The organism is Paenibacillus sp. N119s, from assembly GCF_059447605.1.
On record NZ_JCAJRU010000016.1, the window covers coordinates 15,885 to 39,267 of the forward strand.

Here is a 23,383-nt window from a genome sequence, read left to right on the forward strand (position 1 = left end):
TTCCGGGTCATCTTTATCCCTTCGATTTGCGCTCTTTAACCTGTGATTCCTTCTTCCATGGCTCCATAACGCCTATACTCAAAAAGCCTTCACCAATAGCAACCGCAACATGCGCCTCGTCCAATAAAAAGTTTGCAAAGGTAGTCGATGTAGGTCCCTTCGGCATCAGCTGACCGGATTTCCAGGTTTGTGACATATTTCCGTTTCGCAAATACCCCTATGGGGTATAATTGAAATGAAAATACAATCTTAAAGGAGCTATTGAATATGAGAAAACAATGGGCTTTGCTTGCTGGTGCAGTCATGATTATTTTGAGCGGGTGCGGAAACAGTAACACGCCGAACCAGGAGCATACGACAAACAGTGGTCAACAGCACGATACATCGGAAATGAACCACTCCACTTCCAGTGAGCTTCCTGCCGGACTACAAGAAGCTGAACATCCAGCCTTCAAAGTTGGCAGCCAAGCGATTATCCGAGCTGACCATATGCCAGGCATGAACGGCGCTAAGGCCACGATCGTGGGTGCTTATACGACTACTGCTTATACGGTCTCATATACTCCAACAACTGGAGGAGAAAAAGTGACTAATCATAAGTGGGTTATTCATGAAGAGATTAAGGATGCAGGCAGCGAGCCCTATACACCGGGAACGGAAGTTATCCTGGCGGCAGATCATATGAAGGGGATGGATGGGGCTAAGGCTACCATAGATTCCGCCGAACCAACGACCGTATATATGGTAGATTACACGCCGACTACAGGAGGAGAGCCGGTCAAGAATCATAAATGGGTGACGGAGAGTGAGCTTTCAGCCAATTAAAACTCTTGTATCACTGGTTGCTTATGACCACCAAAGGGAGCCGGCAATGGCTCCCTTTGTACGGATGGATTGGGGGTTCTACGTGTTCATATTTATTTCCTTGGAGTCAGTTGATTTAACGCGGCATACGCAGAATGGCTGCCTTCAGTGCCTTAATCCCTTCTTCGCTTTTTAAATAATCCGACGGGGTTTCGAGACCAAGTGCGGGGACCTCCAGATCCATCCAAGTCAGCAAATATTCGCCCATGTCAGGCAGCAGCACAATCTGAATCTCCTTTGGAATATGACTTTGGGCCACCTTTGCCCTTATCGCCGGATCTACCTGATCATATCACTCCTGATAGATCTGGACCATGTGGGCCCAGCTTTCCGGTTTAAACTCTTTCAAATATATCTCTCTCATCCATGAACCCTCCTTATGATCCCAGACAACGCTTCTCGTGCTGGAGCAACCATTCTTTTCTCCATAGGCCCCCTGCATAGCCAGTTAGTTTCTGGTTGGACCCAATAATTCGGTGACATGGAATCACAATGCTCAGCTTATTTTTTCCATTCGCACTGCCAACGGCTCGGATCGCTTTTTCATTTCCAATAGCAAGAGCAATATCTTTATAAGCTGTCGTTTTACCATAACCCACGTTCACCAGCGCATTCCATACTTTTTGCTGGAAGTCTGTACCTTCATAAGCATAAGGAAACGAAAACTCAAAGCGCTCGCCTTTAAAATACTCGTCAAGCTGGCTGGCGCATTCCTTTAATACTTGGACTGGAGCCTCTTCTATAACCCTCGTTGAAGGCTCATTCCGATTAGAGAACATAATAGAATAGACCGCCTCATGGGTGCCCTGTATCTCTATCTCTCCAATCGGCGATACATAACTCAATGCATATAACTTGCTCATCAAAGGATACTCACCTTCCATTTCTAATTCCTATTCTTGTGCAACTTTCTATACTCACTAGGAGAACATTGGTTCAAGCTGCGAAACGACTTATAAAAATTAGAGGGGCTTTGGAAGCCGGTCTCATAGCAAATTTCAAGATTCGTAAGATCTGTACTTTTAAGAAGGTAAGCTGCCTTATCTACTCTTATTTTTTCCAAATACGTACGCGGGGTTTCAGAGGTTTCCTGTTTAAAAATCCGATCCAAATAAAAAGGGCTTATTCCAACATAGTCCGCAATATCCTGTAATACTAGTTTTTCTTTATAATGATTGATTAAAAAAGCAACTACCTTCTGGACAAGCCTGATATACGGCGAATGTTCTGTATGAGGCTGGCATCTTTTGCAAGCGCGAAAACCTGCTTTTTCCACGGTGTTTACATCCAAGTAAAACTCGACATTGATTTTTTTCGGCTTTCGGGATCGACAGGAAGGTCGGCAATATATGCGGATTGTTTTTACAGCGGTAAAAAACAACCCGTCATATTTACGATCACATGCTATAATTTTTTCCCACATTTCTTCAAAGGAAAGACTAAGGTGAGCCATGATCGAACATTCCATCCTTTCTTTAGTTCATACTCATCTAGTTCAAGATTTTGCAAAATCCTCATATAAATGTGATGTATTTGGTGATATATCTCATTCTAACAAGAGGCTGTATTGGTTTCGTCCTCATTCTTGCGTTTATGATCTGTGTTAATCTAATTAAAAAACAGAAGATTTGGGCCTATGTATCTAATTGCAACTCACAAAGTTGGAATAAATATGGTTATTCAAGCGCTGTTCTATCCTATGTTTCTTATCTATAATCTTACTAAATCAATTCGAGTTAGATGCTAATCTACGCTGAGGTTTAAAAGTGTAGTTGGTGTTGCTACTTACTACTGATACAGCATCACTTCACTTTTTCTAGTTGTAACATTTCTTTTAGACTTTCACAATTACATTATTAAGGAGGAGCTATATGTTTAAAATCAGCAATAAACTCATCTCCCATAAAACGAAGTTTTTTATGATATTGCTAAGCTTTTCTGTAATCGCCTCATTCTCTAGCTTGTGCGGCCCCTCGCCTGCCAAGGCTCTTGCTGAAGAGAACGGAACACCATTACAGGAAACAACTGAAGCAAATATACAGCAAATCCCTACCACCAGCGAGGATACTACTAGCCAAACAGCGGTTACAGCTATTGATCATGATGCTAATTTCTCCCCTTCAACACTTCAGTTTCTGAAGGACAATACAGGACTCGATGGTGAGCAATGGGATAATATTATGAAGCTAGTGAACAAGCCAGAGCAGGATTCTTTAAAATGGACTGAGTTCTATGGCTATGCTGAAGATATTGGCGATGATCGTGGATATACCATTGGTATTTTCGGAGCAACAACAGGCGGTTCCAATGATACGGGACCAGATGGCCCCGCCTTATTCAAAGCTTTTGATGCTGCTAGTGGAGCTAGCAATCCTTCTATTGTAGGTGGACTAGCACGTGCTGGACTGAAGGGAAAAATGAGTGGCTCGATTCTAAAACTTAGCGATACCGATAGTGTAATCAAAAAGAAGATCAAGGCTCTCCAAAATAATGAAGCTTGGAGAGAGGCCATGTGGCGTACGTTTTATGACACCTATATCGAATATAGTGTGCAGCAAGCCCAAAAACGCGGATTTAATACTGCTTTGACGATTGGATCATTTGTCGACACAGCACTCAATCAAGGCGCTACGGGTGATTACGGTAGCCTTGAAGGCGTCCTCTCACGTTCTGGCAATAGCACGAATGAAAAGACGTTCATGACCAACTTCTATGCTAAACGTACACTGGTTGTCGATACCAACGACTACAACCAACCTCCTAATGGTAAGAATCGGGTGAAACAATGGAGTTCTCTTTTAGCTTCTGGCGAAACAGATCTTAAGAATGCAGATGCAGCCATAATCAAAGTAACGAATTGGGAAATGAAGTAAATCATCATATACGTAATAAGGAGAGCATATTGAATGCCCTCCTTATTTTATTTTTATGAAAATAAAATACCATTCATTCTTCCGTACAGTTCTTATCATCGTTCTATTGTGCGTGTGTACAAATAGAAAGACTGCTCCGGAAGCCGAAAGTTGCAAGCCCCTGAAGCAGTCTTGTAAAATGTTTATTGTGTCGAATGGAGTCTGTTAGATGATTCGATAGCCGACAGGCACCCACATCATTCCCGCGAATCAGATCATCCAGGTCGGCGATGCTGTGGTTGCCTTTATACACACGAAAGTTACCTCTAAACCGCGTGCCGGTAAAGAGTACAAGTGTAGCGTTGCTGCTGGTAAAAAAGAAACGTAAACTTGAAAAAGGAACATATGTTCTGTATAATTTAGCTTAGTAATTTGGAAAATCCTGAACTAACGGAGATGCAGACATGGACGATAAGTTTATTGAGGAACTACGTGAAATTAGCAGAAACGATAAGCGAAGATCCGAATTTCTGATTAAGGGGATGAAGGAAACGCTTCAGGAAAGAAAAGAAAAAAACTTTATCGAAAGATGGATTTGGCGGCAAAAGAATAAGAAGCTTATAGCACGGAAGTTTAAATCCTAGTAGAGATATAACAGCAGCACTTCGAAGAACTCAAACGAGCATATGATTGCTCTTTCAGATCAAAGGAGGCCGCAATGTCACCTTCATCACTGGGCCTCCTCTTCACTTAGCTATACACTTTACTCCGTAACACCTACTTGCGATTGAACTGAGAATCTTCGTATAAGTAAATACGTAGCCACAATAGCGATACCGACTCCGGCTGCTCCAAACCAGGTGATGGAGGCCAGGGAAACCTGACCAACAACTACACCGCCAATTCCGGCCCCGGCTGCCATAGCAAGCTGCATAGTAGACTGGTTGAGACTCAGCATTACACCTGAAGATTCCGGTACAAGAGTGACCAAGTTATATTGTTGAGTAGGTCCCGTTGTCCAGGCTGCGAACGACCATAGGATCAATAAAGCAAATAATGTAATCAGGGAATGCGCGGCAAAAGGAATTAAGAGTAACGAAATACCGTGCAATATCATACCTCCTAATAATGTAAAGGGTATACCCTTTTTATCCGCGCTGTATCCACCGATTTTTGACCCGATCAGGCTGGCGATCCCGAAAACAAGTAATACTGAGCTTAGCATATCCTCTCCTACACCTGATACATTCAACAAGTACGGTGAGATGTAAGTATACGCGAGTGAATAACCTCCTACCCAAAAGAAGGTGATGCCTAATCCCAAAGCAACTTCAGGCTTTTTCAGAAGAGCAAACTGCTGTAGTAAGGGTACAGGTTGATCTCCTTTCAAGCGGGGAAGCGTCATTGCAATAACAATTAGGGCAATAATTCCTGTCAATGCGATACCAAGAAATACGGTTTTCCAACCAAATGCAGAAGAGATCATTCTCCCAAGCGGCACCCCGATAATCAGCGAGGCTGTAAAACCCATAGTGACTGTAGCAATAGAACTAGCTTGCTTGCCGGCTGGGGCTATTTTTGCAGCAATGCTCAGTGCAGTAACCACGACCATCCCCGCCCCGAGGGCCATCAGAATACGGGCAGCAATAAACATTCCAAAACCTGGCAGAGCAAAAGAGAGCACATTGGCTACTGCAAATAATCCGAGGGAACTCAAAAGCAGCTTGCGTCTGTCCCATTTAGCGGTTACTGCCATCAGAATCGGCGTGCCAATCGCGTAAGCAAGAGAAAAGACAGTAATCAGCTGCCCCGCTGCGGGCACCGTAATCCCCATGGTTGTTGCAATCCGATCCAAAATACCTGAGATAATGTACTCAGATGTGCCTACCAAAAAACTGACAATGGCCAAAATGTATACCTTCCACGTGCTCTGCATTTAAAAAAACGCCTCTTTTCTTTCAGTATTTTTATATTTTTGTATTTTTACAAATATCGAAATTAATACTAAAAAAAATTATGTCAACAGGAACGGGGCATATTTCTGTGCTGCTTCCACATCCAAGCTGTAATAAATAAACGTTCCTTCTTTGCGGTATGTGAGCAGTCCCGATTCTGCCATTTGCTTCAAATGGTGTGATAGCGTTGAAATCGCCACACTGTTCAGCTTCTCGCCCAGCACAGAGCAGCATTGACCACTTTCCTCTTTTAGCAGAAGTGCTATCTTGAGACGAGTTGGTTCTCCAAGTGCTTTATATATTTTTACAGCTTGCTGCATCTCTGTTGTCTCTTTCACCCTGTTCGTCCCCCTTCAGTTCCAGTCTTAATTTCGATGTTTGTCGAAATTAACTTAACACAAACTTTAGTAAAAGTAAACTCGCTTATTTTAAAATCACATTTCCTTCTACTCTGCTGTACACGTGATCCTCTTTTTCATCTCATAAATAAACCCCATCCTTACAGGATGGGGAAAATGTTTCTAGAGGCAAAGAATAAAATCACGGATTTCATTGCATGAGGTTAGTTCGGACTTGCCGTGGGTCTGACAATGATTTCATTCACATCTACATCTGCTGGCTGCTCCATGGCATATAGAATGGAACGAGCGATCGCATCCGGTGAAATCGAAATACGTCGGTATTCTATCATTCCCTGCCGAGCCTCTTCATCTGAAATACTGTCGGCAAGCTCGGATTCGGTTACTCCTGGTGATACCAGTGTTACACGAATATCTCCTCCAACCTCCATGCGCAAACCCTCAGAAATCGCCCGAACCGCATACTTCGTTGCGCAGTATACTGCTGCAGTCGGTGTTACACTATACGCGCCGATAGAGGCAATATTGATAAACTGACCAAAGCCTTGCTTTTTCATAATGGGAAGACCTGCCGCAATTCCATGCAGAACACCCCGTATATTTACATCAATCATGCGATCCCACTCTTCTACCTTCAGGGCTTCCAATTTCGAAAGAGGCATCACTCCCGCATTGTTCAAGATTACATCCACACGCCCGAATCTTTTTTCCGCAAATTTGATGAACGTGTCCATCTGATCCCTCTTCGTTACATCCAGTTGCTGATAATCTGCCGTTCCACCTTTTGAACGAATCTCCGAAGTCAGCGCTTCCAATCGTTCCGTACGTCTGGCCCCTAATACCACATGAGCCCCATGATGAGCAAGTAAACGGGCAGTAGCCTCACCGATTCCACTGCTTGCTCCTGTAATTGCTACGACTTTTCCTTTAATATTCAACATGCTTGTTCCTCCTCTAGTTCAAAATATCACTGAAGCAGATGACTCTATATTTCTTTGCACTTCTAATTTTTTCTCCATTGCTCATGAGGTGTTGTACCTGCATCTTATTATGAGAGGAATGCCCATCACACTGGTAGAAAAATCAGAGCAAATTATTGCCTAATCCTCCAAAGACAATTAATATGAATTCAAATTCATACCCAAAAACAAAGCCCGTCTTAGAGTGTCATTAGCTATTAAAAAAGTGATGATTAGCATATGGTGAAGAAGGGAGAGACATGGTGAAAGCGACCGAAATTGAGCATTCTACTACAGAAAAACAAGCCGAATTGGCAAGGCTCATAGAACGATTTTCAAGTCAGGACGGAGTTCATGCTACAGACATATCTTCGCTTTACTTCATCCGAAGTTCAAATACAACCGTTCCGATTTACCAAGTCCATGAACCCGCCTTATGTATTGTGGCACAGGGAAAAAAAGTCGTGATGCTCGCAGAGGAAAGTTACCATTACGGCATATCCGACTACCTCGTGGTATCGGTGGATCTACCCATTTCCGGGCAGGTCATACAAGCATCTGCTGAAGCTCCTTATTTGTGTCTTCGACTCAATTTTGATCCACATCAGGTTTTGGATCTGATCAACGAACCTGCTTGCTCCGCAAACCCAAGCACGGGTTCCAGACGTGGCTTGTATGTAAACCAAACCAATCTCCCGCTGCTGGATGCCGTGGTAAGGCTCGTGCGTCTTTTGGAAAATCCGCAGGACGTTACAGTGCTGGCTCCGTTAGTCATTCGTGAGATACTGTATAGGATTTTACAGGGGAATCAGGGGGAATCCTTAAAACAACTGGTCATGACCGGCAGCCATTCCAACCGCATTACAGAAGTCATACAGCGGATTAAACAGGATTATGATAAGCCGTTGCGAATTGAAGAATTGTCCCAGCTGGCTAATATGAGTCCTTCGTCGCTACATCGTCATTTTAAAGAGGTTACGGCTATGAGCCCCATGCAATATCAAAAACAATTACGTCTACAAGAGGCCCGTCGTCTACTGTTATCTGCATCAGCGGATGCAGCAGATATCGGTTTTCAGGTAGGTTATGAGAGTCCTTCACAATTCAGTCGTGAATACGCCCGCTTGTTCGGTCTGCCTCCCATTAGTGACATCAAGCGCTTGCGTAGAGATCAAGGTCACTGGTCCTATTAGTACTAACCCCAATTTATAAGGACATGTATTCAAACCGCACAAAACAGCCGCTCCTCCAGTAGAGAAGCGGCTGTTGATTTATATCTGCTATGCAATGCACAAGGTCACTTTTTCAGCATCAATACGGATCATCGAGCTTGGCGAACAGGGCACGAATAACATCCTTCTCTGCCGGAGTAAGCTGCTGTCCTGCCTGCCATTGCTGAATCTCTTTCTTGACTTCCTTGGAGTCTCTATAGCTGAGAGCATACCCGATGCCACCTATACCATGTACACGGTTGGTTTTGTCCATATTTGCCAATGCTCGGATCATCGTAGTTTTGTCCCTTGTAAACAAATCTCCCATAAGTGCATCATAGCTTTCAGTCAGCGCTCCGTCCAAGCCAGCAGTGCCCTTGATCACATTCGGGAAGCTTTCCGAAGGAACCAAAGCGCGCTGTTTATAGAGATATTCAATGATTTCCATGCTTTGGTGTTCACTAATTTCGTTCATCTTCCCCCAATGGATACCTGCCAAATGGTCCGTAATATGACGTACTTTGGTGTAGTACAAGCTCCAGAAACGAACACGCTACCTTTTGACATGAACCCACTCTCCTATTCATATCCATTACGCCTAGCCTGCAGCTACCCATCCATGGGTATAACGGAGTAGAGATTGGAGCTAGACTTATCTTCTACTCATCATGTCCAACCGTAGGCTTACGGATCACAGAGACGCTGGATTCTCTGACAATCAGGCGAGGCTCGAACTGTACACGCTCATAATCTCCCACGGTCTGTTCCTGAATTCGCTTAAGCAGCAGCTCCGCAGCCAAGCGTGCCACCTCTTCCCCCATGATGGAGACTGAGCTGATCTGCGGAGTCGTTACCGTAGCCCACAGATTATTATCAATACCAACCACCGCAACCTCTTGCGGTACTTTTACACCCAAATCCTTAAAACGGTTCACGATTCCTATCGCCACCATATCATTAACTGCATAAATCGCATCTGGCATATTTTTTAAACTATAAAAATAATCGGCTGCCCGCAGTCCTGTCTCGAAGGAGAAATCATCGCCAAAATACACGAGTGAAGGGTTCACGTGCTGGAGGGACTGCTCGTAAGCGAAATATCTCTCCTCGATTTTATCCTTCGCCGCGCCTGCATAAGCAATTCTTGTTCTCCCGATTTTAAGCAAATGCTCCATCACGAGTCTTCCCTCTTGCCGGGCCAGACTGACGATATCCGCTTTGACGTCTTCACCCAGCTTCTTGCCATAGTTAATAATCGACACCGGAACGCTGGCTTTATTAATCAGGTCTACTAACATTTTAGGATATGCAAGCGGCATAATGATAAGCCCGTCTACATGCAGCTTCTTAACCTCACGCACCGTTTCAAGCTCCATCCTGGCATTCCCGGCCGTATTAATTTGCACGACACGATAACCATGCTGCTTGGCAGCCTGTTCTACAGACCAAGCAATCTCTGGAATGATCGCGTTCCGGATATCCGGTACAGCCAGCGCAATTTGCCGTGTTTGCCGCACCTTTAGACTTTGAGCTGAGGTGTTGGGTGTAAAACCCATTTCTTCAATTACTTGCAAAATAAATGCCTTCGTCTTGGGGCTGATACCCTCGCTATCATTAATAGCCCTGGAGACAGTTGCAATACCCACCCCTGCCCGCTTGGCTACATCCTCTATGGTTACTTTCTTTTGCTCTGACACACCCAAAATCCTTTCACGCTCGGAATCGTTTTCTCTCTATGCACATAAACTTTCTAATATAGTTATTATACCACAGAATGGGTCTCTAAAAATTGAATTCGTTTTCTTCTAGCCTCTGCTTCACCTGCAAAATTCGCAAAAATTCTTTTGTACTAAGCAACGAGTCAAATATAGCGCCATAGTCACAAGTGATTATATTCACAAAAAAATCAAGTGCTTTTTGCATTATTTTGGTTTGACAATGTGTAAAAATTGTGACATATTATTTTTCGGAAACGTTTCCTTATTCATTTACTTTTATAGCGGCAATGATCATATAATCATCAAGGAGATGACAAGACATGCAAGCATTGAGATGGCATGGAGTAAAAGACCTACGTTTGGAAAACATTGAGCAGCCCGCTGCTCTTCCAGGAAAAGTAAAGATCAAAGTAGAATGGTGTGGCATTTGCGGAAGCGATCTTCACGAATATGTAGCAGGACCGATCTTCATTCCTGAAAATGCTCAGCATCCACTGACTGGCGAAAAAGCTCCGATCGTGATGGGACATGAATTTTCTGGACAAGTCGTTGAAATCGGTGAAGGCGTAACCAAGATTCAGGTTGGCGACCGTGTAGTCGTAGAACCTGTATTTGCATGTGGAAAATGCGATGCATGTAAACAAGGCAAATATAACCTTTGCGATAAAATGGGCTTCCTCGGTTTGGCAGGCGGCGGCGGTGGATTTTCTGAATATGTGGCTGCTGACGAGCACATGGTTCACAAAATTCCAGAAAACGTATCTTTCGAGCAAGGCGCTTTGGTAGAGCCTTCGGCCGTTGCTTTGTATGCTGTACGTCAAAGCCAATTGAAAGTCGGCGATAAAGCTGTCGTATTTGGCGCTGGTCCTATCGGCTTGCTCGTGATTGAAGCATTAAAAGCTTCGGGCGCATCTGAGATTTATGCAGTAGAGCTTTCCGAAGAGCGTAAAGCCAAAGCTGCGGAGCTGGGTGCTATCGTGCTTGATCCTAAAACTTATGATGTGGTGGAAGAGCTGCACAAACGCACCAACGGCGGCGTAGACGTAGCTTATGAAGTCACTGGAGTACCTCCTGTGCTGATACAAGCAATTGAATCCACTAAAATCAGCGGACAAATCATGATCGTCAGCATTTTTGAAAAAGAAGCTCCAATTAAACCGAACAATATTGTCATGAAGGAACGCAATCTGACTGGTATTATCGGCTACCGCGATGTATTCCCAGCTGTGATCAGCTTGATGGAAAAGGGATATTTCCCTGCTGACAAGCTTGTAACCAAACGTATCAAGCTCGAAGAAGTGATCGAGCAAGGCTTTGAAGGTCTCCTGAAAGAGAAAAATCAGGTTAAAATCCTGGTATCCCCGCAATCCTAATATCGAAAATTATCAGATGTCTGCCCTTTGCAGACATCTTTTATTATAAAACCAGGTTGCATGACAAGCGTCCATGTAAATGAAAAGACAAAACAGCGCTCTCCTACTTTGGTCTCTGCCGTTAAGTAAGAATAGCGCTGTTTTATTATAATCTAGATTATTGAGTTACATTATTTCATTACATTTTTCAGAACATCATCAATCATTTGACTGTTTGCAATTGTACCTGTATACAACCAGCTGGAATCCTTGCCAAAATCGTATACGTGACCTTCTTTGACAGCCGGAATTCCTGCCCAGACTGGATCTTTAATTATCTCATTCTTGCTAATATTTTTGCTGTTCACGATAAAGATATAATCAGCGTCCAGCTCAGCCAGTTTTTCGAGGGATAAGTTGCTCCAGTTCGCCTTGGCCGTTTTGGATATCTCCTGTACGACCTGTGGAATCTTGAATCCCAAATCCTTGTATAATACATCCCCGCTGGATAGATTCTGGTTCACCACATATACGTTTTTATCCGTTACCCACAATGCCGCAGCGGTTTTTTGTCCTACCGTCTGACTGAGCTTGGCTTTCGCCTCTGCTGCTTTTTTGTCGTAATTGCTTAATGCCTGCTTCGCTTCACTGCTCTTATTCAGCACCTCACCCACGGTCAGCAGCTCTTGACGCCAATCATTATTCATATTACTGCCTACAACATAGGTCGGAGCAATTTTGGAGTATTGATTATATTTGTCGCCTTCGACCATGCTCGCACTGTCCATAATGATCAAGTCAGGCTTGAAGCTCAACACCGCTTCGAACGGAAGATCCGATGCGATAGCAGGAACATCCTTCAGTTCTTTTTGCAGGTAAGCCTGAACTGAGTTTTTACCTACCGACCATTGGGCTACCGGTTTAACACCCAGCGCCACCAGATGGTCCTCCAGATAAGAAGCAAGCACACGCTGAGGCTGAGCCGGAATCTTCACTTCATGCCCAAGTGCATCCTTCAGCACCCTTTCCTGTGATGCTGGTTCCGTTGATGTATTTTTGTTCCCTTGTACAGCGCCATCCGTTGCCGTAGGACTGGATGAGCCTGAGCACGCGCTCAGCAGCAAGGTAAAACTAAGCAATAAAATAAATGCCATGGAATGCTTTGCATTTCTATTCATTCGTAAAATCCCTTCATCATGGTTTTGATAATGATTATTATCCTCAATAACAGTATGCAGGGCGCTACTTATTGAATCAATGGAACATTCAGACATGCTTGATGGATTATCCAGACGCATATCACTATCAAAAACAGATGAATATAGGCTATCCCGATAATGCACCGGGGATACCCCGGTATGTTTTTTGAATGCCCGGCTAAAGAAATACACATCCGGATACCCCACACTCACAGCAATATCCTGTAAAGTGGCATCCGTCTTCCGCAAAAGCTCCTTCGCCTTGTCCATCCGTAGTTGAATCAGATACATAATCGGGCTGCAATCCGTTTGTTTTTTAAATAATCGAGTCAGGTGTCGCGGGCTGCATTCCAATAATCCGGCCAGACGTTCCAGTGTGATGGATTCCGCATAATGAGCCTGCATAAATCGAATCGCCTGTGCCACGACATCCCGCGTGGAAGTCCGAGCCTGCGGTTCCTGCCATTGGCGCATACATTCATATGCAAAATCATAGAACCGACCCTGAGCCTGGATCTTCGATAACCTCTCTTGATCCTGCCATGCGTCCGCCAATAGTTGCAGCTTTTGGTATAGTATAACCGGATAGGACGGTATGAAACCATAAGCTGCCGAAGGATGATGATAAACTGTGTGCCCTGCTAGAGAGGTCGCTTTATATAGAACAAGGATATATTCGATCCTGTATGACGCAGGCTTTATGTTCAGTTCAAAGCCTTTGCTGCCATGCAGTACATAGCCTGAACGGGATGCATCCTTCCAATCACCAGCCAAATATACGCTACCCTGTAGCATAAACACAAAAGCATGCGCTGGGAAACGATAGGATTGAACCAGCTCTCCCGTCTCCAGTCGAATGTGCCGGACATCCATGACACGGATCGACGATTGGAGCCATACGGACAGCAGCTTGTTCAGCTCATCAGCTTCATGCCCCTTGCTCATCCCGGTATGGGAACCTGTCTGCTTTTGCCGATCCTGCTTCACGTATCCAAGCCTCCGCTTCATAAATATCATACTTTTTTTCAAACCAATCTCATTATATATCATAAAGACAGAATGATATCGATCATACAACATTCGTCAACGATATCATTCTTATGCCTCTGTTTCTACAGTTTATCCTCTATCTAATCACAATCTCCCTGCCATATCCTATTTCTTTCATTTCCTAATTAGATATTTTCATGTAGTATAAATTTAATTGAAGTAACCCTGCTTGGGCTATGCTGAGGCTATATACTATGATGAAGGAGGATTTCATATTGAAATCAAATGAAGAACCCACTCTGCACAAAAAGCTTCGACCACGACATATTACCTTTATGGCTATGGGTGGAGTCATCGGGACGGGGATTTTTAAAGGAAGTACCGAAACGATTAGCCTGGCAGGACCTGGAGTTATTTTGTCCTATGTCTTCGCAGGACTCCTGCTATTGGTCGTTATGGGCGCGATTGCCGAGATGGCTACCGTCTACCCCAACATGAATATGAAGGATTTTATCCGCAAGGCTTTTGGAGAACGGCTTTCCTTTATTATCGGCTGGTTGTATTGCTTTATGTGGCTGGCTGTCTGTGTCATTGAGGTCATTGCTGCGGGGAGCTTTCTGCAATATTGGTTGCCAGATGTTCCTCTATGGCTCCTCAGTTTAGCAAGTGCGGCTTTCATTATTGTCGTCAACATGCTGAGTGTCGGCGGTTTAGGAGAGCTGGAATTTTGGCTGGCGGGTATTAAGATCGCCATGATTATTATCTTTATCGCCTTGGGTGGCTGTATACTATTCGGAATTATTCCCACTGAAACTCCACCTTATCTGAGCAACTACGCGCAGCACGGCGGGTTTCTCCCCAATGGGTGGCTGGCTATCTTTTCGGCGTTACTGGTCGTTACCTTTTCTTACGGAGGGTCTGAGCTGATCGGATTGACGTTGACGGAGACTGAAAATCCAGAAAAGGTACTGCCTAAAGTGGTTAAAAGTTTTATTCTTCGCGTTGTTTTGTTCTATACGCTGCCAATTCTCATTATTTGTGGCTTGATCCCCTGGAATGAGCTGGATGCGAATACCAGCCCATTTGTACAGGTGTTGTCTTCTGTAGGACTTCAAGGCTCGGCTCATGTCATGAACTTTATTCTGATCACTGCTGTACTGTCTGCTGCCAATTCGGGGATCTACGGAGCAACACGTATGCTCCATTCGTTGGCTGTTAATGGGGAAGGTCCCAAGTCACTCGCGCGCTTGTCCTCAAATGGGGTCCCAGTGAACAGTCTCAAACTGTGCGCAGTCATCCTGATTGTTGGCTCCATGGTCGCATACGTCGCTCAGGACGGGCTGTTCCGTATTTTGATGGCTGTACCTGGCTTTGTTGTACTGCTCGTCTGGAGTTGCATCTGTCTGTCCCAATTGAAACTGCGTAAATCTTATCCAGTAGAGCCTACTTTCAAGATATGGGGATACCCTTATATAACGGCGGTAACAGTGGGATGCCTATGGGTCATTGCCTTCCTGTTCTTGATTGACCCGCAAAATCGAATCAGCATAAGTGTATGCGTGTCGTTCATGGCATTTTTGATCATCTGGTCTTTGGTGAAGTTCCGGAGAAAGCAGGCTTAAACAGCTCATGATTCAATCGTATCTATTTCCTGTTTCATATGCTTTTTTAGCCTTCCCAGTTGCTGCGTTATTGTTTACACTTCCGTTCCTTATCGTGCAATATCGCAGACATGGCTATATTCACAAGGCTAGAGCATGGTTGCTTTACTTGATGCTGTTATACTTGATGAACGCCTTCTTTTTGGTCATACTTCCGCTCCCGGCATCACGTCACAATGCGGCCTTGGCCGGGGGAGCGTTGCAATTGATCCCCTTGCAATTCGTGCAAGACATTATAAGAGAAACATCCGTTTCACCTGCTCATCCCTCCAGTTATGTTCATTTGCTGAAGGAGCGTGCTTTTCTGCAAGTCGTTTTTAACGTGATCATGACCATGCCTTTCGGTATGTTCTTACGTTATTATTTCCGTGCACGATGGGGTTGGTGTCTGATTCTGTCCTTCGCCTTGTCCCTCTTCTTTGAGGTGACACAGCTGACGGGACTGTATGGATTTTTTGACCATGCGTATCGTGTGTTTGATGTGGATGATCTGATGGCTAACACATTGGGCGGTATGCTGGGCTTTCTGCTCGGCGAGTGGTTTTCACGCTTCCTTCCCCGTTTGGAACATCTGGACAAGCACTTGGATATTACGACCAAACGGGTGTCCTATACAAGACGAGGAGTAGCCTTTTTAGTGGATTCTACCCTTTGGACAGGGTTACTAGGCATCACGGAGTTTCTGCATGTATCTGCTGCTTTCTGGGTTTCCAGCGGGATATACTTTATGGTAGTTCCTTACCTGACCCATGGACGAACTCCAGGAAAATGGCTGGTACGCATACATCTTACTGGGAGAGGAAAAAGAGTTTCCCTGTGGGAGCTCATGAAGCGGTACAGTCTCTTGTATTGGTTGTATTTTGGACTGAATTACGTACTAGGTGGATCTGTGCTGGGATCTCATGTGTCTCCTTGGGTCATGGTTCCGATTGGTCTTGTACTGTTGGTGTTGAACGGATGGTTCTTTCTCCATTTCGTCATACGCCTGTTCAAGAAAGCACCGTTATTTTACGAAGAGCTTAGCCATACTTCACACCAGATTATATGGCCCAAGCGCTATCATCCTCTTCAAAATGACGCCGCTGACTCTGGACAGACTTCGGGAACGGATACAGATCCAAAATAACCGGAAGACCGACAACGTGATAAGCATGGCGTTCTGTTTTCCTATCTAAGCAAAATAAAAAACAGGCGAAGCAAAGGGGAACCCTTTGTTCACCTGTTTTTTATTTTGTGTATCGACGTTAATTCATTTTGTTTATTTCCACTGTGCAATTTGATCAATTGGTAAACGTGTGGACGGATGACCCTCGTTGATTCCTTTACCCATGGAAATGAGCATGACAGGAACATAACGATCTTTGTCCAGACCAAAGGCTTCAGCAATTTTATCCTTCTCATAACCGCCGATAGCGTTAGTGTCGTACCCATGAGCACGTGCCACCAGCATAAGCTGCATAGACACCAATCCACCGTCGATCAGGACGGTTTCTCTATTCACAACTGGATCAAGGGCAGCAAAATGGGCTGTTACTTTTTCCTGTTGCATTTCTTTAATGTCTTTTGGCATATAGCCCAGTTCTACAGCTTCTCCGAAGATTTGTTCGAAATTATCAAAGTTGTTCAAATCTCCAAACACAGCGATCACGGCCGAAGATGTCTCAACTTGACGTTGGTTGAAACGAGCCAATGGCGCCAGGGTTGCTTTACCTTCAGGGCTTTCAATGACGAGAAAACGCCAAGGTTGCAGGTTAATGGAAGATGGAGCGCGTGTAGCTTCCGTCAAAATCTCAGTCATTTCCTCGCGGCTGATCTTCACGGACGGGTCGTATACTTTTACCGAACGGCGTCCCAGTGCGATTTCCTTAAAATCATTTGTTTTCACAATATTGGTTGTATTTGTATTACTCATTCCAATCTCTCCTTTGTCCCTCTGGGGAATCGTAATATTCACATGTCGTCAGTCCATATTGGATATATGACTATTCATCACTTGCAGCATATCAGCTAGCTGTTGCCGCTGGGTCTCGTCGAAGCTCTGTAGCAGCTGAGCTACAAACTGCGAGCGCTCCTGCTTAAAGATGACAATGCGTGCACGTCCATAATCGGTCAGGCTTACCAAGGTAACCCTGTTGTCCTCTGGTTTTGTGCGTCGTGTGACCATTTCGGTCGCCTCTAGCTGTTTCAAATGGCGCGTTACGGCCGCACCGTCGATGCCAACCTCTTTTTGCAGCAGCGTTTGGCTAATCTCCTCCACCTGATACAACTTGCACAACAACTGCAATCTGGAAGCGCTGATTCCTGCACACCGCTCAAACTTAGAGCTAATCTGTTTGTTCAGCAGCAGCAGCAGATCAAAAATATACTCAGCCTCGGATGGTGTCTGGGTGATATCAATCTCTCCTCCCTAAAGCATATCGCTGGGCTTTGCGATCTAACCGTTGATCTATCAATCATTGATCTATCAAGTAATATACAGCTTCTTTAACAATAAATCAAGTCCCTGAGAAAAATAAAGTGTCTCATTCAAAATAAAAGCTGAGCAACTCACACGGAGCCGCTCAGCTTTTATTTTGCTTTTATACGCTAGGTTATTCAATCTTTGTACAATTAAGATAAGGAGATGGGGTGTTGAATTAGATAATTCCGTGAGACAGCATAGCATCAGCCACACGCACAAATCCGGCGATGTTCGCTCCAACCACCAGGTTGCCCGGTACGCCGTACTCCTCAGCTGCCTTCACACTGTTAGCATAAATATTTTTCATAATATCATGCAGCTTGGCATCCACTTCTTCAAAGGTCCATGACAGGCGCATGCTGTTCTGCGACATTTCGAGCGCCGACACCGCAACTCCGCCTGCATTGGCAGCTTTGGCTGGTCCAAACAGAACTCTGTTCTCCAAAAATACTTCAATGGCCTGTAGCGAGGACGGCATATTTGCACCTTCGCCGATAGCCTTTACGCCGTTGCTGACCAGCAACCGTGCTGCATGCTCGTCAATTTCATTCTGCGTCGCACATGGCAGTGCGATGTCACAAGGGATTGACCAGATTCCCGAGCAGCCTTCTGTATAGATTGCGCCTGGACGCTCTTTTGTATACTCGCTAATCCGTAGACGATTCACTTCTTTAAGCTGCTTCACCAGCTTGAGATCAATACCGTCTGGATCATAGACATAGCCATTAGAGTCACTACATGCCACGACTGTAGCACCGAGCTGCTGTGCTTTTTCAATCGCATAAATGGATACGTTGCCCGAGCCTGACACGACGACACGTTGTCCTTCAAAGGACAAACCTTGGGCTTGCAGCATCTCGTTGACAAAATACACACAACCGTAGCCAGTTGCCTCCGTACGTGTGAGACTGCCTCCGTAATGAATCCCTTTACCCGTCAGGACGCCGCCCTCATGTCCTCCGCGAATCCGCTTATACTGCCCGAACATGTAACCGATCTCACGACCACCTACGCCAATATCCCCTGCCGGAACGTCGGCATCTGGGCCGATATATTTATACAATTCCGTCATGAAGCTTTGTGTAAAACGCATTACTTCGTTATCTGATTTACCTTTGGGGTCAAAATCTGAGCCGCCTTTACCACCACCAATGGGAAGACCTGTCAACGCATTTTTGAAAATTTGTTCAAAACCCAAAAACTTGACGATACCCAGATACACGGACGGATGGAAGCGAAGTCCACCTTTATAAGGACCAATCGCACTGTTAAACTGTACGCGGAAGCCACGGTTGACCTGTACATTGCCTGCATCGTCTACCCAAGGTACACGGAAGGTAATGACACGTTCTGGCTCCACCAGCCGCTCCAAAAGCCCCTGCTGCATATACTTAGGATGCTTAGCCAATACCGGAATTAGCGAATCCAAAATTTCCTTGACGGCCTGATGGAATTCATTCTCATGAGGATTGCGCGCGATAACCTTCTCAAAAACGGACTGCACATATTCGGCTGCTGCTTGTTGACTCTGCTCTGGACGGATCATGGTCATTATTTAATACACCCCTTTTATAATTAGCCCCTCTGTTAAATGACGGAATGACTTTATTCTGCCCCCCTCGAGAGTGGAACTTTATGTATTCATAAAATTTAGTTTACTATACATGATTTTTTATAATAATACATCAAAATCGCCTATAAAAGATTTTTGTATCCTTCATTAAATAACTCTATGAACCTACCATTGCCTGTTATATTCCTAAAACCAAAACCCTTGATTTACGGGCTTTTTTCACGATTTTCCAACCTCTAACACCTTACTCGATATGGCATTAATATGTGAACAAATTGAAAATAAAACATACATCATATCTGGAAAAAATGGAAACAAGAAAAAGGCTAGCGCACAGGGCGCAGCCTCTTTTCCCATCCGTAAGAAGGTAACAACTCACCATTACAGAAATATTCTATTACGCATAAAAGGCTTCAAGCTGACGCACAATTTCGGCCTCGTCATGCTCTACCACCTGCTGGTGTTGCGGCTTGGCGAACAATTGTTCAATTTGCGTCGGGAACTCCTGCTTAATGTCCACCAGACGGATCGCCTCATCGAATTTGGCCGGATGTGCTGTTGCGAAGGTCACACATACTTCGTCCGCGCCATTATACGCCTCATACGCGGCAATACCGCAAGCTGTATGCGGGTCGAGCAAATAATCGTATTCAGCCTTGTATTTCTTGATCAGCTCCAGACACTGCTCATTCGAAGCACCAAGCGCCTCAAAATCCTGCTGGACACGTTTCAAATCCTCCGCACCGATCACAATCCGTCCCTCGGTTTTGAATCTATTCATGTACTCAGATACCTTAGCCGTATCCTCTCCGAGGAAGTAGTACAGGTATCTTTCAAAATTGCTTGCCACCTGAATGTCCATCGAAGGACTGTATGTGCTCTTGAAGTCGCCCGGCTGGTATTCGCCTGTCTTCACGAAGCGCTCCAAAATATTATTTTCGTTCGTGGCAATGATCAGCTTATGGATCGGCAGGCCCATTTTCTTCGCAAGAAAGCCGGAAAAGATATTGCCAAAGTTGCCGGATGGCACACTGACATTGATCTTCTTCGTACCCGCAGACTCCAGCGCCCGGAAATAAGCATAGAAGTAATATACCGTCTGCGCCAAAATACGCACAAAGTTAATCGAATTAATCGCCCGCAGATGATGTTTGGCTTTGAAGTCCAAATCAGCGAACAGGTCCTTAATCACTTTTTGACAATCGTCAAAGTTCCCTTTTACAGATAGATTCAGCACGTTTTCATCGTCTACCGTCGTCATTTGCAGTTCTTGTACCTTGCTCACCTTTTGATGCGGATGCAAAATACAGATTTTGATGCCTTCCTTGCCTCGTACGCCTTGAATGGCTGCTGCCCCAGTATCGCCTGAGGTTGCACCCAAAATGTGAATGATCTCATTCTGCTTTTTGGACACGTAGGAATAAAATTCACCCATAAATTGCAGCGCCACATCCTTGAACGCGAACGTAGGTCCATGGAACAACTCCAAAATAGACAGGGAATCGTTGATCTTCTTCACTGGCGTAACTTCCGGATGACGGAAGCTCGCATAGCTGCGCTCCACCAGTTGTTCCAAATCTTCACGAGGAATCTCATCATTGATATACAGCGCAAAAACTTCCAGCAGCAGCTCTCTGTAGCTCAATGTAGCCCATTGCTCCAGCGTAGCTCCCGACACGGTCGGAATCTGCTCCGGTACCATCAGACCTCCATCGTCAGCTAACCCCATGAGCACGGTATCAATAAATCCCTTGGCTTCTACTCGACCTCTAGTGCTTATATATCTCATATACATCCCCCAATAAAAATTCAATTCGAACCTTTTTTCGAATATATTATTGTCTATAATACCCTGTCGCGGTGCTGTAACCAAGCCTTTTTTTCATATTTCAAAGACTTTCTCCTACTTTACCATACCCTGATGCATCAAGCATCTATCATCACTAGTCAATTAGAACGTCAGGAACAGGCCGTAAGTGTGAAAAGGAAGGCTACTCCAGCCATTACGAGCCTGAAATCGAGAGTGCAGCCAGCTTGAGCGAAGGAGAAGTGCAGCTTCCTGTAAAACGCAAATCGTTGCCAACTTCTTCTACCTGCTGTAGCACGTCAAAGAAGTTGCCTGATACCGTAATCTGATTGACCGCTCTGACCACTTGCCCTTGCTCAATCCAGTAGCCCAGACAAGCCAGCGAAAAATTACCAGACGCCGTATTCGTACCTGCATGCAGCCCTTGCAGCTCGACGATCATCAGCCCGCGATCCGTCTTGCGAATCATGTCTTCCAACGTAGACGTGCCTGGAGCCACGTACAGATTATGATACGACACCCCAATTTTACCGTTATAGCTGCCTTTGGAAGCATGAGAGGTACTCTGCACCCCAGCCTTGCGGGCTGTCTTGCGGTTATGGAAATACGTCCGTAGTTCGCCATCCTTGATAATCTCGTTGCGGCGTGTCGCACTGCCTTCGGCATCAAACGTACTGCCTGCCGGAACATTCTCCATCAGCGGATCATCGATCAGTGTGATATGTTCGCTTGCCACCTTTTGTCCCAGTTTCCCAGCTAAGCGTGAAAAGCCTTTATCCACTGACTCCGCTGAAAATACCGACGTATACGCAGCCAGCAATTGCGCTGCTGCATCATGACGGAAGATGATCGGATAGTTATCCGATTGGATGGTGTGCGCACCCAGCTTGGAAACGGCCTCTTGTACGGCTTTATGCGCCACATCCGCAATATCGATCTCCTCCACGCTCCGGAGCGAATAATCATGCCAGCCCCCGGTAACCGTCTCGCCATGGTCTGCTGCAATCACATACACATAAGCGTTCGCTAGGCTTTTACGACGATGGCAGTGTAACCCTTTGGTATTCACAATCAGGACTTCATTTTCACGAATGCTGACCGAACAATGCCGAGCCATCACAATCCGTGGGTCTGCGGCAAGCGCTGTACGCTCCATTTCCAGCGCCGCTTCAATCAGAATCTCAGGAACTGTGTCAGCAAGCGTTGAGGCATAATCAGGCTGCTCAGGATAGCTCTCAGAGCCTGCAAACAGCTCATCCTGCTCCTCGCTCTCCAATATGTCCGCGTTGCTGCGTGCTTCCTCCAATAAGAAGTCGATCACATCCGGTTCCAGCTTTTCCGTAGAGGCATAGCCCATTTTCCCGTTAATGACACCACGGAAGGAAAGTCCGCCATTTTCAACGATGGTATATTGGTCAATTTCTCCCTTCAGTACCTTTACCGAGGTAGAACGTCCATTTACATAGTAGATTTCCATATCCGCATAGCCCATTTCCCGACCTTTGGCGAACAATGCTTCCTGAAATTGCTGAATATTCATCGCCTATTCCCCCTTCCGTCCACCGACGGTCATTTCGGACACACGAATCGTCGGCTGTCCGCAGTTGACCGGAAGACTTCCACTGACCGAGCCGCACATCCCCTGACCATGGTCCAGATTGTTGCCGACCCTATCAATATTTTGCAGGGTTTCAATGCCTTTGCCGATCAGCGTTGCGCCTTTGACCGGCTCGGCAATTTTGCCGTTACGAATCATGTACGCCTCTTCGACTGCAAAATTAAACTCGCTCGTCGAGGTGTTCACCGAACCACCGCCCAGCGATTTGGCATAGATGCCGTACTCTGTATCCGCAATGATCTCTTCACGAGTAGACTCACCATTCGCAATAAACGTATTGTTCATACGCGATGCAGGCGCGAATTTATAGGATTGTCTTCGTCCTGACCCTGTCGCAGGTACACCCATCTGGCGCGAACCCATGCGGTCGATCAGATATCCTTTTAAAATGCCGTTCTCGATTAATACGTTGCGCTGTGTCGGCGCTCCTTCGTCATCGATATTGAGCGAGCCCCACGCATTCGGAATCGTTCCATCGTCTATAGCCGTGACGAGCGGTGAAGCCACCTGCTGCCCGATCTTATTGGCAAACACGGAAGTTCCATGCGCCACCGCCGTAGATTCCAGCCCATGTCCACACGCCTCGTGGAAAAGGACACCGCCAAAGCCATTCTCAATCACGACAGGCAGTCTGCCGCTAGGGGCATATCCTGCTTTCACCATCGTGGACGCAATCCGAGCGGCGTGTCTGGCATTTTCTTCGATATTCAGGTTCTCCAGGAATTCAGTCCCAGCATACGCTCCCGGCCCACGGAAACCGGACTGTCTATGCTCCCCATGAGTCGCAATCGCGCTTATTCTCAT

Annotated in this window: 22 protein-coding genes and 1 pseudogene; 7 read left to right on the plus strand and 16 right to left on the minus strand. The window is 45.5% G+C overall.

Going from position 1 to position 23,383, the window contains the following annotated elements:
* Positions 1-13 precede the first annotated feature (13 nt).
* Positions 14-196, minus strand: coding sequence for a hypothetical protein (locus AC5V8P_RS03985; RefSeq protein WP_064796946.1), 183 nt, complete (start codon positions 194-196; stop codon positions 14-16).
* Positions 197-267: 71 nt separating this feature from the next.
* Here AC5V8P_RS03985 and AC5V8P_RS03990 point away from each other — a divergent pair, with 71 nt between their 5' ends.
* Positions 268-825, plus strand: coding sequence for a YdhK family protein (locus AC5V8P_RS03990; RefSeq protein WP_064796945.1), 558 nt, complete (start codon positions 268-270; stop codon positions 823-825).
* Between the two features lie 115 nt (positions 826-940).
* Here AC5V8P_RS03990 and AC5V8P_RS03995 read toward each other — a convergent pair whose 3' ends face one another.
* The 3 genes from AC5V8P_RS03995 to AC5V8P_RS04005 form a co-directional block, all read right to left on the minus strand.
* Positions 941-1,123, minus strand: coding sequence for a hypothetical protein (locus AC5V8P_RS03995; RefSeq protein WP_231116846.1), 183 nt, complete (start codon positions 1,121-1,123; stop codon positions 941-943).
* 118 nt (positions 1,124-1,241) lie between these two features.
* Entirely contained in the window at positions 1,242-1,727 is a 486-nt protein-coding gene (locus tag AC5V8P_RS04000) for a methylated-DNA--[protein]-cysteine S-methyltransferase (RefSeq protein ID WP_063208604.1), read from the minus strand.
* A 23-nt stretch (positions 1,728-1,750) separates the two neighbouring features.
* Positions 1,751-2,317 carry an Ada metal-binding domain-containing protein gene (locus AC5V8P_RS04005; RefSeq protein WP_081276814.1) on the minus strand — a complete coding sequence of 189 codons (567 nt, stop codon included), beginning with the start codon at positions 2,315-2,317 and terminating at the stop codon, positions 1,751-1,753.
* Positions 2,318-2,735: 418 nt separating this feature from the next.
* Between AC5V8P_RS04005 and AC5V8P_RS04010 the strand changes: the two genes are divergently transcribed.
* Both AC5V8P_RS04010 and AC5V8P_RS04015 read left to right on the plus strand, forming a co-directional pair.
* On the plus strand, positions 2,736-3,737 hold the full coding sequence (locus tag AC5V8P_RS04010) for a chitosanase (protein ID WP_064796944.1): 1,002 nt from the start codon (positions 2,736-2,738) through the stop codon (positions 3,735-3,737).
* A 443-nt stretch (positions 3,738-4,180) separates the two neighbouring features.
* On the plus strand, positions 4,181-4,360 hold the full coding sequence (locus AC5V8P_RS04015) for a hypothetical protein (protein WP_013311365.1): 180 nt from the start codon (positions 4,181-4,183) through the stop codon (positions 4,358-4,360).
* A 119-nt stretch (positions 4,361-4,479) separates the two neighbouring features.
* Here the strand turns inward: AC5V8P_RS04015 and AC5V8P_RS04020 are convergent, their stop codons facing one another.
* The 3 genes from AC5V8P_RS04020 to AC5V8P_RS04030 form a co-directional block, all read right to left on the minus strand.
* Positions 4,480-5,652: an MFS transporter gene (locus AC5V8P_RS04020; RefSeq protein ID WP_063208456.1), complete on the minus strand. Its 1,173-nt coding sequence runs from the start codon at positions 5,650-5,652 to the stop codon at positions 4,480-4,482.
* Between the two features lie 78 nt (positions 5,653-5,730).
* Complete coding sequence (locus tag AC5V8P_RS04025; RefSeq protein WP_063208454.1) at positions 5,731-6,009, minus strand: ArsR/SmtB family transcription factor; 279 nt, start codon at positions 6,007-6,009, stop codon at positions 5,731-5,733.
* 224 nt (positions 6,010-6,233) lie between these two features.
* Positions 6,234-6,971 carry an SDR family oxidoreductase gene (locus AC5V8P_RS04030; RefSeq protein WP_063208452.1) on the minus strand — a complete coding sequence of 246 codons (738 nt, stop codon included), beginning with the start codon at positions 6,969-6,971 and terminating at the stop codon, positions 6,234-6,236.
* A 278-nt stretch (positions 6,972-7,249) separates the two neighbouring features.
* Here AC5V8P_RS04030 and AC5V8P_RS04035 point away from each other — a divergent pair, with 278 nt between their 5' ends.
* Positions 7,250-8,182 (plus strand): AraC family transcriptional regulator, encoded by a 933-nt coding sequence (locus AC5V8P_RS04035; RefSeq protein ID WP_196771863.1) that lies wholly within the window; start codon positions 7,250-7,252, stop codon positions 8,180-8,182.
* A 118-nt stretch (positions 8,183-8,300) separates the two neighbouring features.
* Here the strand turns inward: AC5V8P_RS04035 and AC5V8P_RS04040 are convergent.
* Together AC5V8P_RS04040 and AC5V8P_RS04045 are read right to left on the minus strand one after the other, a co-directional pair.
* Positions 8,301-8,723: pseudogene (locus AC5V8P_RS04040) on the minus strand (hypothetical protein); the annotation flags it as partial.
* Between the two features lie 136 nt (positions 8,724-8,859).
* The gene (locus AC5V8P_RS04045) at positions 8,860-9,897 is read right to left on the minus strand and encodes a LacI family DNA-binding transcriptional regulator (protein ID WP_063208450.1); all 1,038 of its coding nucleotides are present in this window, start codon (positions 9,895-9,897) and stop codon (positions 8,860-8,862) included.
* A 341-nt stretch (positions 9,898-10,238) separates the two neighbouring features.
* Here AC5V8P_RS04045 and AC5V8P_RS04050 point away from each other — a divergent pair, with 341 nt between their 5' ends.
* On the plus strand, positions 10,239-11,291 hold the full coding sequence (locus AC5V8P_RS04050) for a 2,3-butanediol dehydrogenase (RefSeq protein WP_064796943.1): 1,053 nt from the start codon (positions 10,239-10,241) through the stop codon (positions 11,289-11,291).
* Between the two features lie 170 nt (positions 11,292-11,461).
* Here AC5V8P_RS04050 and AC5V8P_RS04055 read toward each other — a convergent pair whose 3' ends face one another.
* Positions 11,462-13,456: an AraC family transcriptional regulator gene (locus AC5V8P_RS04055; protein ID WP_081276813.1), complete on the minus strand. Its 1,995-nt coding sequence runs from the start codon at positions 13,454-13,456 to the stop codon at positions 11,462-11,464.
* A 278-nt stretch (positions 13,457-13,734) separates the two neighbouring features.
* Here AC5V8P_RS04055 and AC5V8P_RS04060 point away from each other — a divergent pair, with 278 nt between their 5' ends.
* Entirely contained in the window at positions 13,735-15,081 is a 1,347-nt protein-coding gene (locus tag AC5V8P_RS04060) for an amino acid permease (RefSeq protein WP_064796942.1), read from the plus strand.
* Positions 15,082-15,088: 7 nt separating this feature from the next.
* Complete coding sequence (locus tag AC5V8P_RS04065) at positions 15,089-16,246, plus strand: VanZ family protein (RefSeq protein WP_064796941.1); 1,158 nt, start codon at positions 15,089-15,091, stop codon at positions 16,244-16,246.
* Positions 16,247-16,378: 132 nt separating this feature from the next.
* Here AC5V8P_RS04065 and AC5V8P_RS04070 read toward each other — a convergent pair whose 3' ends face one another.
* The 6 genes from AC5V8P_RS04070 to AC5V8P_RS04095 all read right to left on the minus strand — a co-directional run.
* Positions 16,379-17,032: a nitroreductase family protein gene (locus AC5V8P_RS04070; RefSeq protein WP_063208441.1), complete on the minus strand. Its 654-nt coding sequence runs from the start codon at positions 17,030-17,032 to the stop codon at positions 16,379-16,381.
* Positions 17,033-17,080: 48 nt separating this feature from the next.
* Positions 17,081-17,473: a MarR family winged helix-turn-helix transcriptional regulator gene (locus AC5V8P_RS04075; RefSeq protein WP_063208595.1), complete on the minus strand. Its 393-nt coding sequence runs from the start codon at positions 17,471-17,473 to the stop codon at positions 17,081-17,083.
* A gap of 283 nt (positions 17,474-17,756) precedes the next feature.
* The gene (gdhA, locus tag AC5V8P_RS04080) at positions 17,757-19,133 is read right to left on the minus strand and encodes an NADP-specific glutamate dehydrogenase (protein WP_064796940.1); all 1,377 of its coding nucleotides are present in this window, start codon (positions 19,131-19,133) and stop codon (positions 17,757-17,759) included.
* Between the two features lie 418 nt (positions 19,134-19,551).
* Positions 19,552-20,943, minus strand: a complete 1,392-nt coding sequence (gene thrC, locus AC5V8P_RS04085) for a threonine synthase (protein WP_064796939.1) — start codon at positions 20,941-20,943, stop codon at positions 19,552-19,554.
* 214 nt (positions 20,944-21,157) lie between these two features.
* On the minus strand, positions 21,158-22,501 hold the full coding sequence (locus AC5V8P_RS04090; RefSeq protein WP_064796938.1) for a TldD/PmbA family protein: 1,344 nt from the start codon (positions 22,499-22,501) through the stop codon (positions 21,158-21,160).
* Positions 22,502-22,504: 3 nt separating this feature from the next.
* Positions 22,505-23,383 (minus strand): TldD/PmbA family protein (locus AC5V8P_RS04095; RefSeq protein WP_495473560.1); only part of this gene is annotated, 879 nt, incomplete at its 5' end.

Bases quoted from the DNA above. Each gene is read 5' to 3' on its own strand.
- gdhA (WP_064796940.1), bottom strand. From the start codon at position 19,133: ATGACCATGATCCGTCCAGAGCAGAGTCAACAAGCAGCAGCCGAATAT.
- AC5V8P_RS04065 (WP_064796941.1), top strand. From the start codon at position 15,089: ATGATTCAATCGTATCTATTTCCTGTTTCATATGCTTTTTTAGCCTTC.
- thrC (WP_064796939.1), bottom strand. From the start codon at position 20,943: ATGAGATATATAAGCACTAGAGGTCGAGTAGAAGCCAAGGGATTTATT.
- AC5V8P_RS04010 (WP_064796944.1), top strand. From the start codon at position 2,736: ATGTTTAAAATCAGCAATAAACTCATCTCCCATAAAACGAAGTTTTTT.
- AC5V8P_RS04020 (WP_063208456.1), bottom strand. From the start codon at position 5,652: ATGCAGAGCACGTGGAAGGTATACATTTTGGCCATTGTCAGTTTTTTG.
- AC5V8P_RS04035 (WP_196771863.1), top strand. From the start codon at position 7,250: ATGGTGAAAGCGACCGAAATTGAGCATTCTACTACAGAAAAACAAGCC.
- AC5V8P_RS04050 (WP_064796943.1), top strand. From the start codon at position 10,239: ATGCAAGCATTGAGATGGCATGGAGTAAAAGACCTACGTTTGGAAAAC.
- AC5V8P_RS03990 (WP_064796945.1), top strand. From the start codon at position 268: ATGAGAAAACAATGGGCTTTGCTTGCTGGTGCAGTCATGATTATTTTG.
- AC5V8P_RS04030 (WP_063208452.1), bottom strand. From the start codon at position 6,971: ATGTTGAATATTAAAGGAAAAGTCGTAGCAATTACAGGAGCAAGCAGT.
- AC5V8P_RS03985 (WP_064796946.1), bottom strand. From the start codon at position 196: ATGTCACAAACCTGGAAATCCGGTCAGCTGATGCCGAAGGGACCTACA.
- AC5V8P_RS04070 (WP_063208441.1), bottom strand. From the start codon at position 17,032: ATGAGTAATACAAATACAACCAATATTGTGAAAACAAATGATTTTAAG.
- AC5V8P_RS04005 (WP_081276814.1), bottom strand. From the start codon at position 2,317: ATGGCTCACCTTAGTCTTTCCTTTGAAGAAATGTGGGAAAAAATTATA.
- AC5V8P_RS04090 (WP_064796938.1), bottom strand. From the start codon at position 22,501: ATGAATATTCAGCAATTTCAGGAAGCATTGTTCGCCAAAGGTCGGGAA.
- AC5V8P_RS04000 (WP_063208604.1), bottom strand. From the start codon at position 1,727: ATGAGCAAGTTATATGCATTGAGTTATGTATCGCCGATTGGAGAGATA.
- AC5V8P_RS04015 (WP_013311365.1), top strand. From the start codon at position 4,181: ATGGACGATAAGTTTATTGAGGAACTACGTGAAATTAGCAGAAACGAT.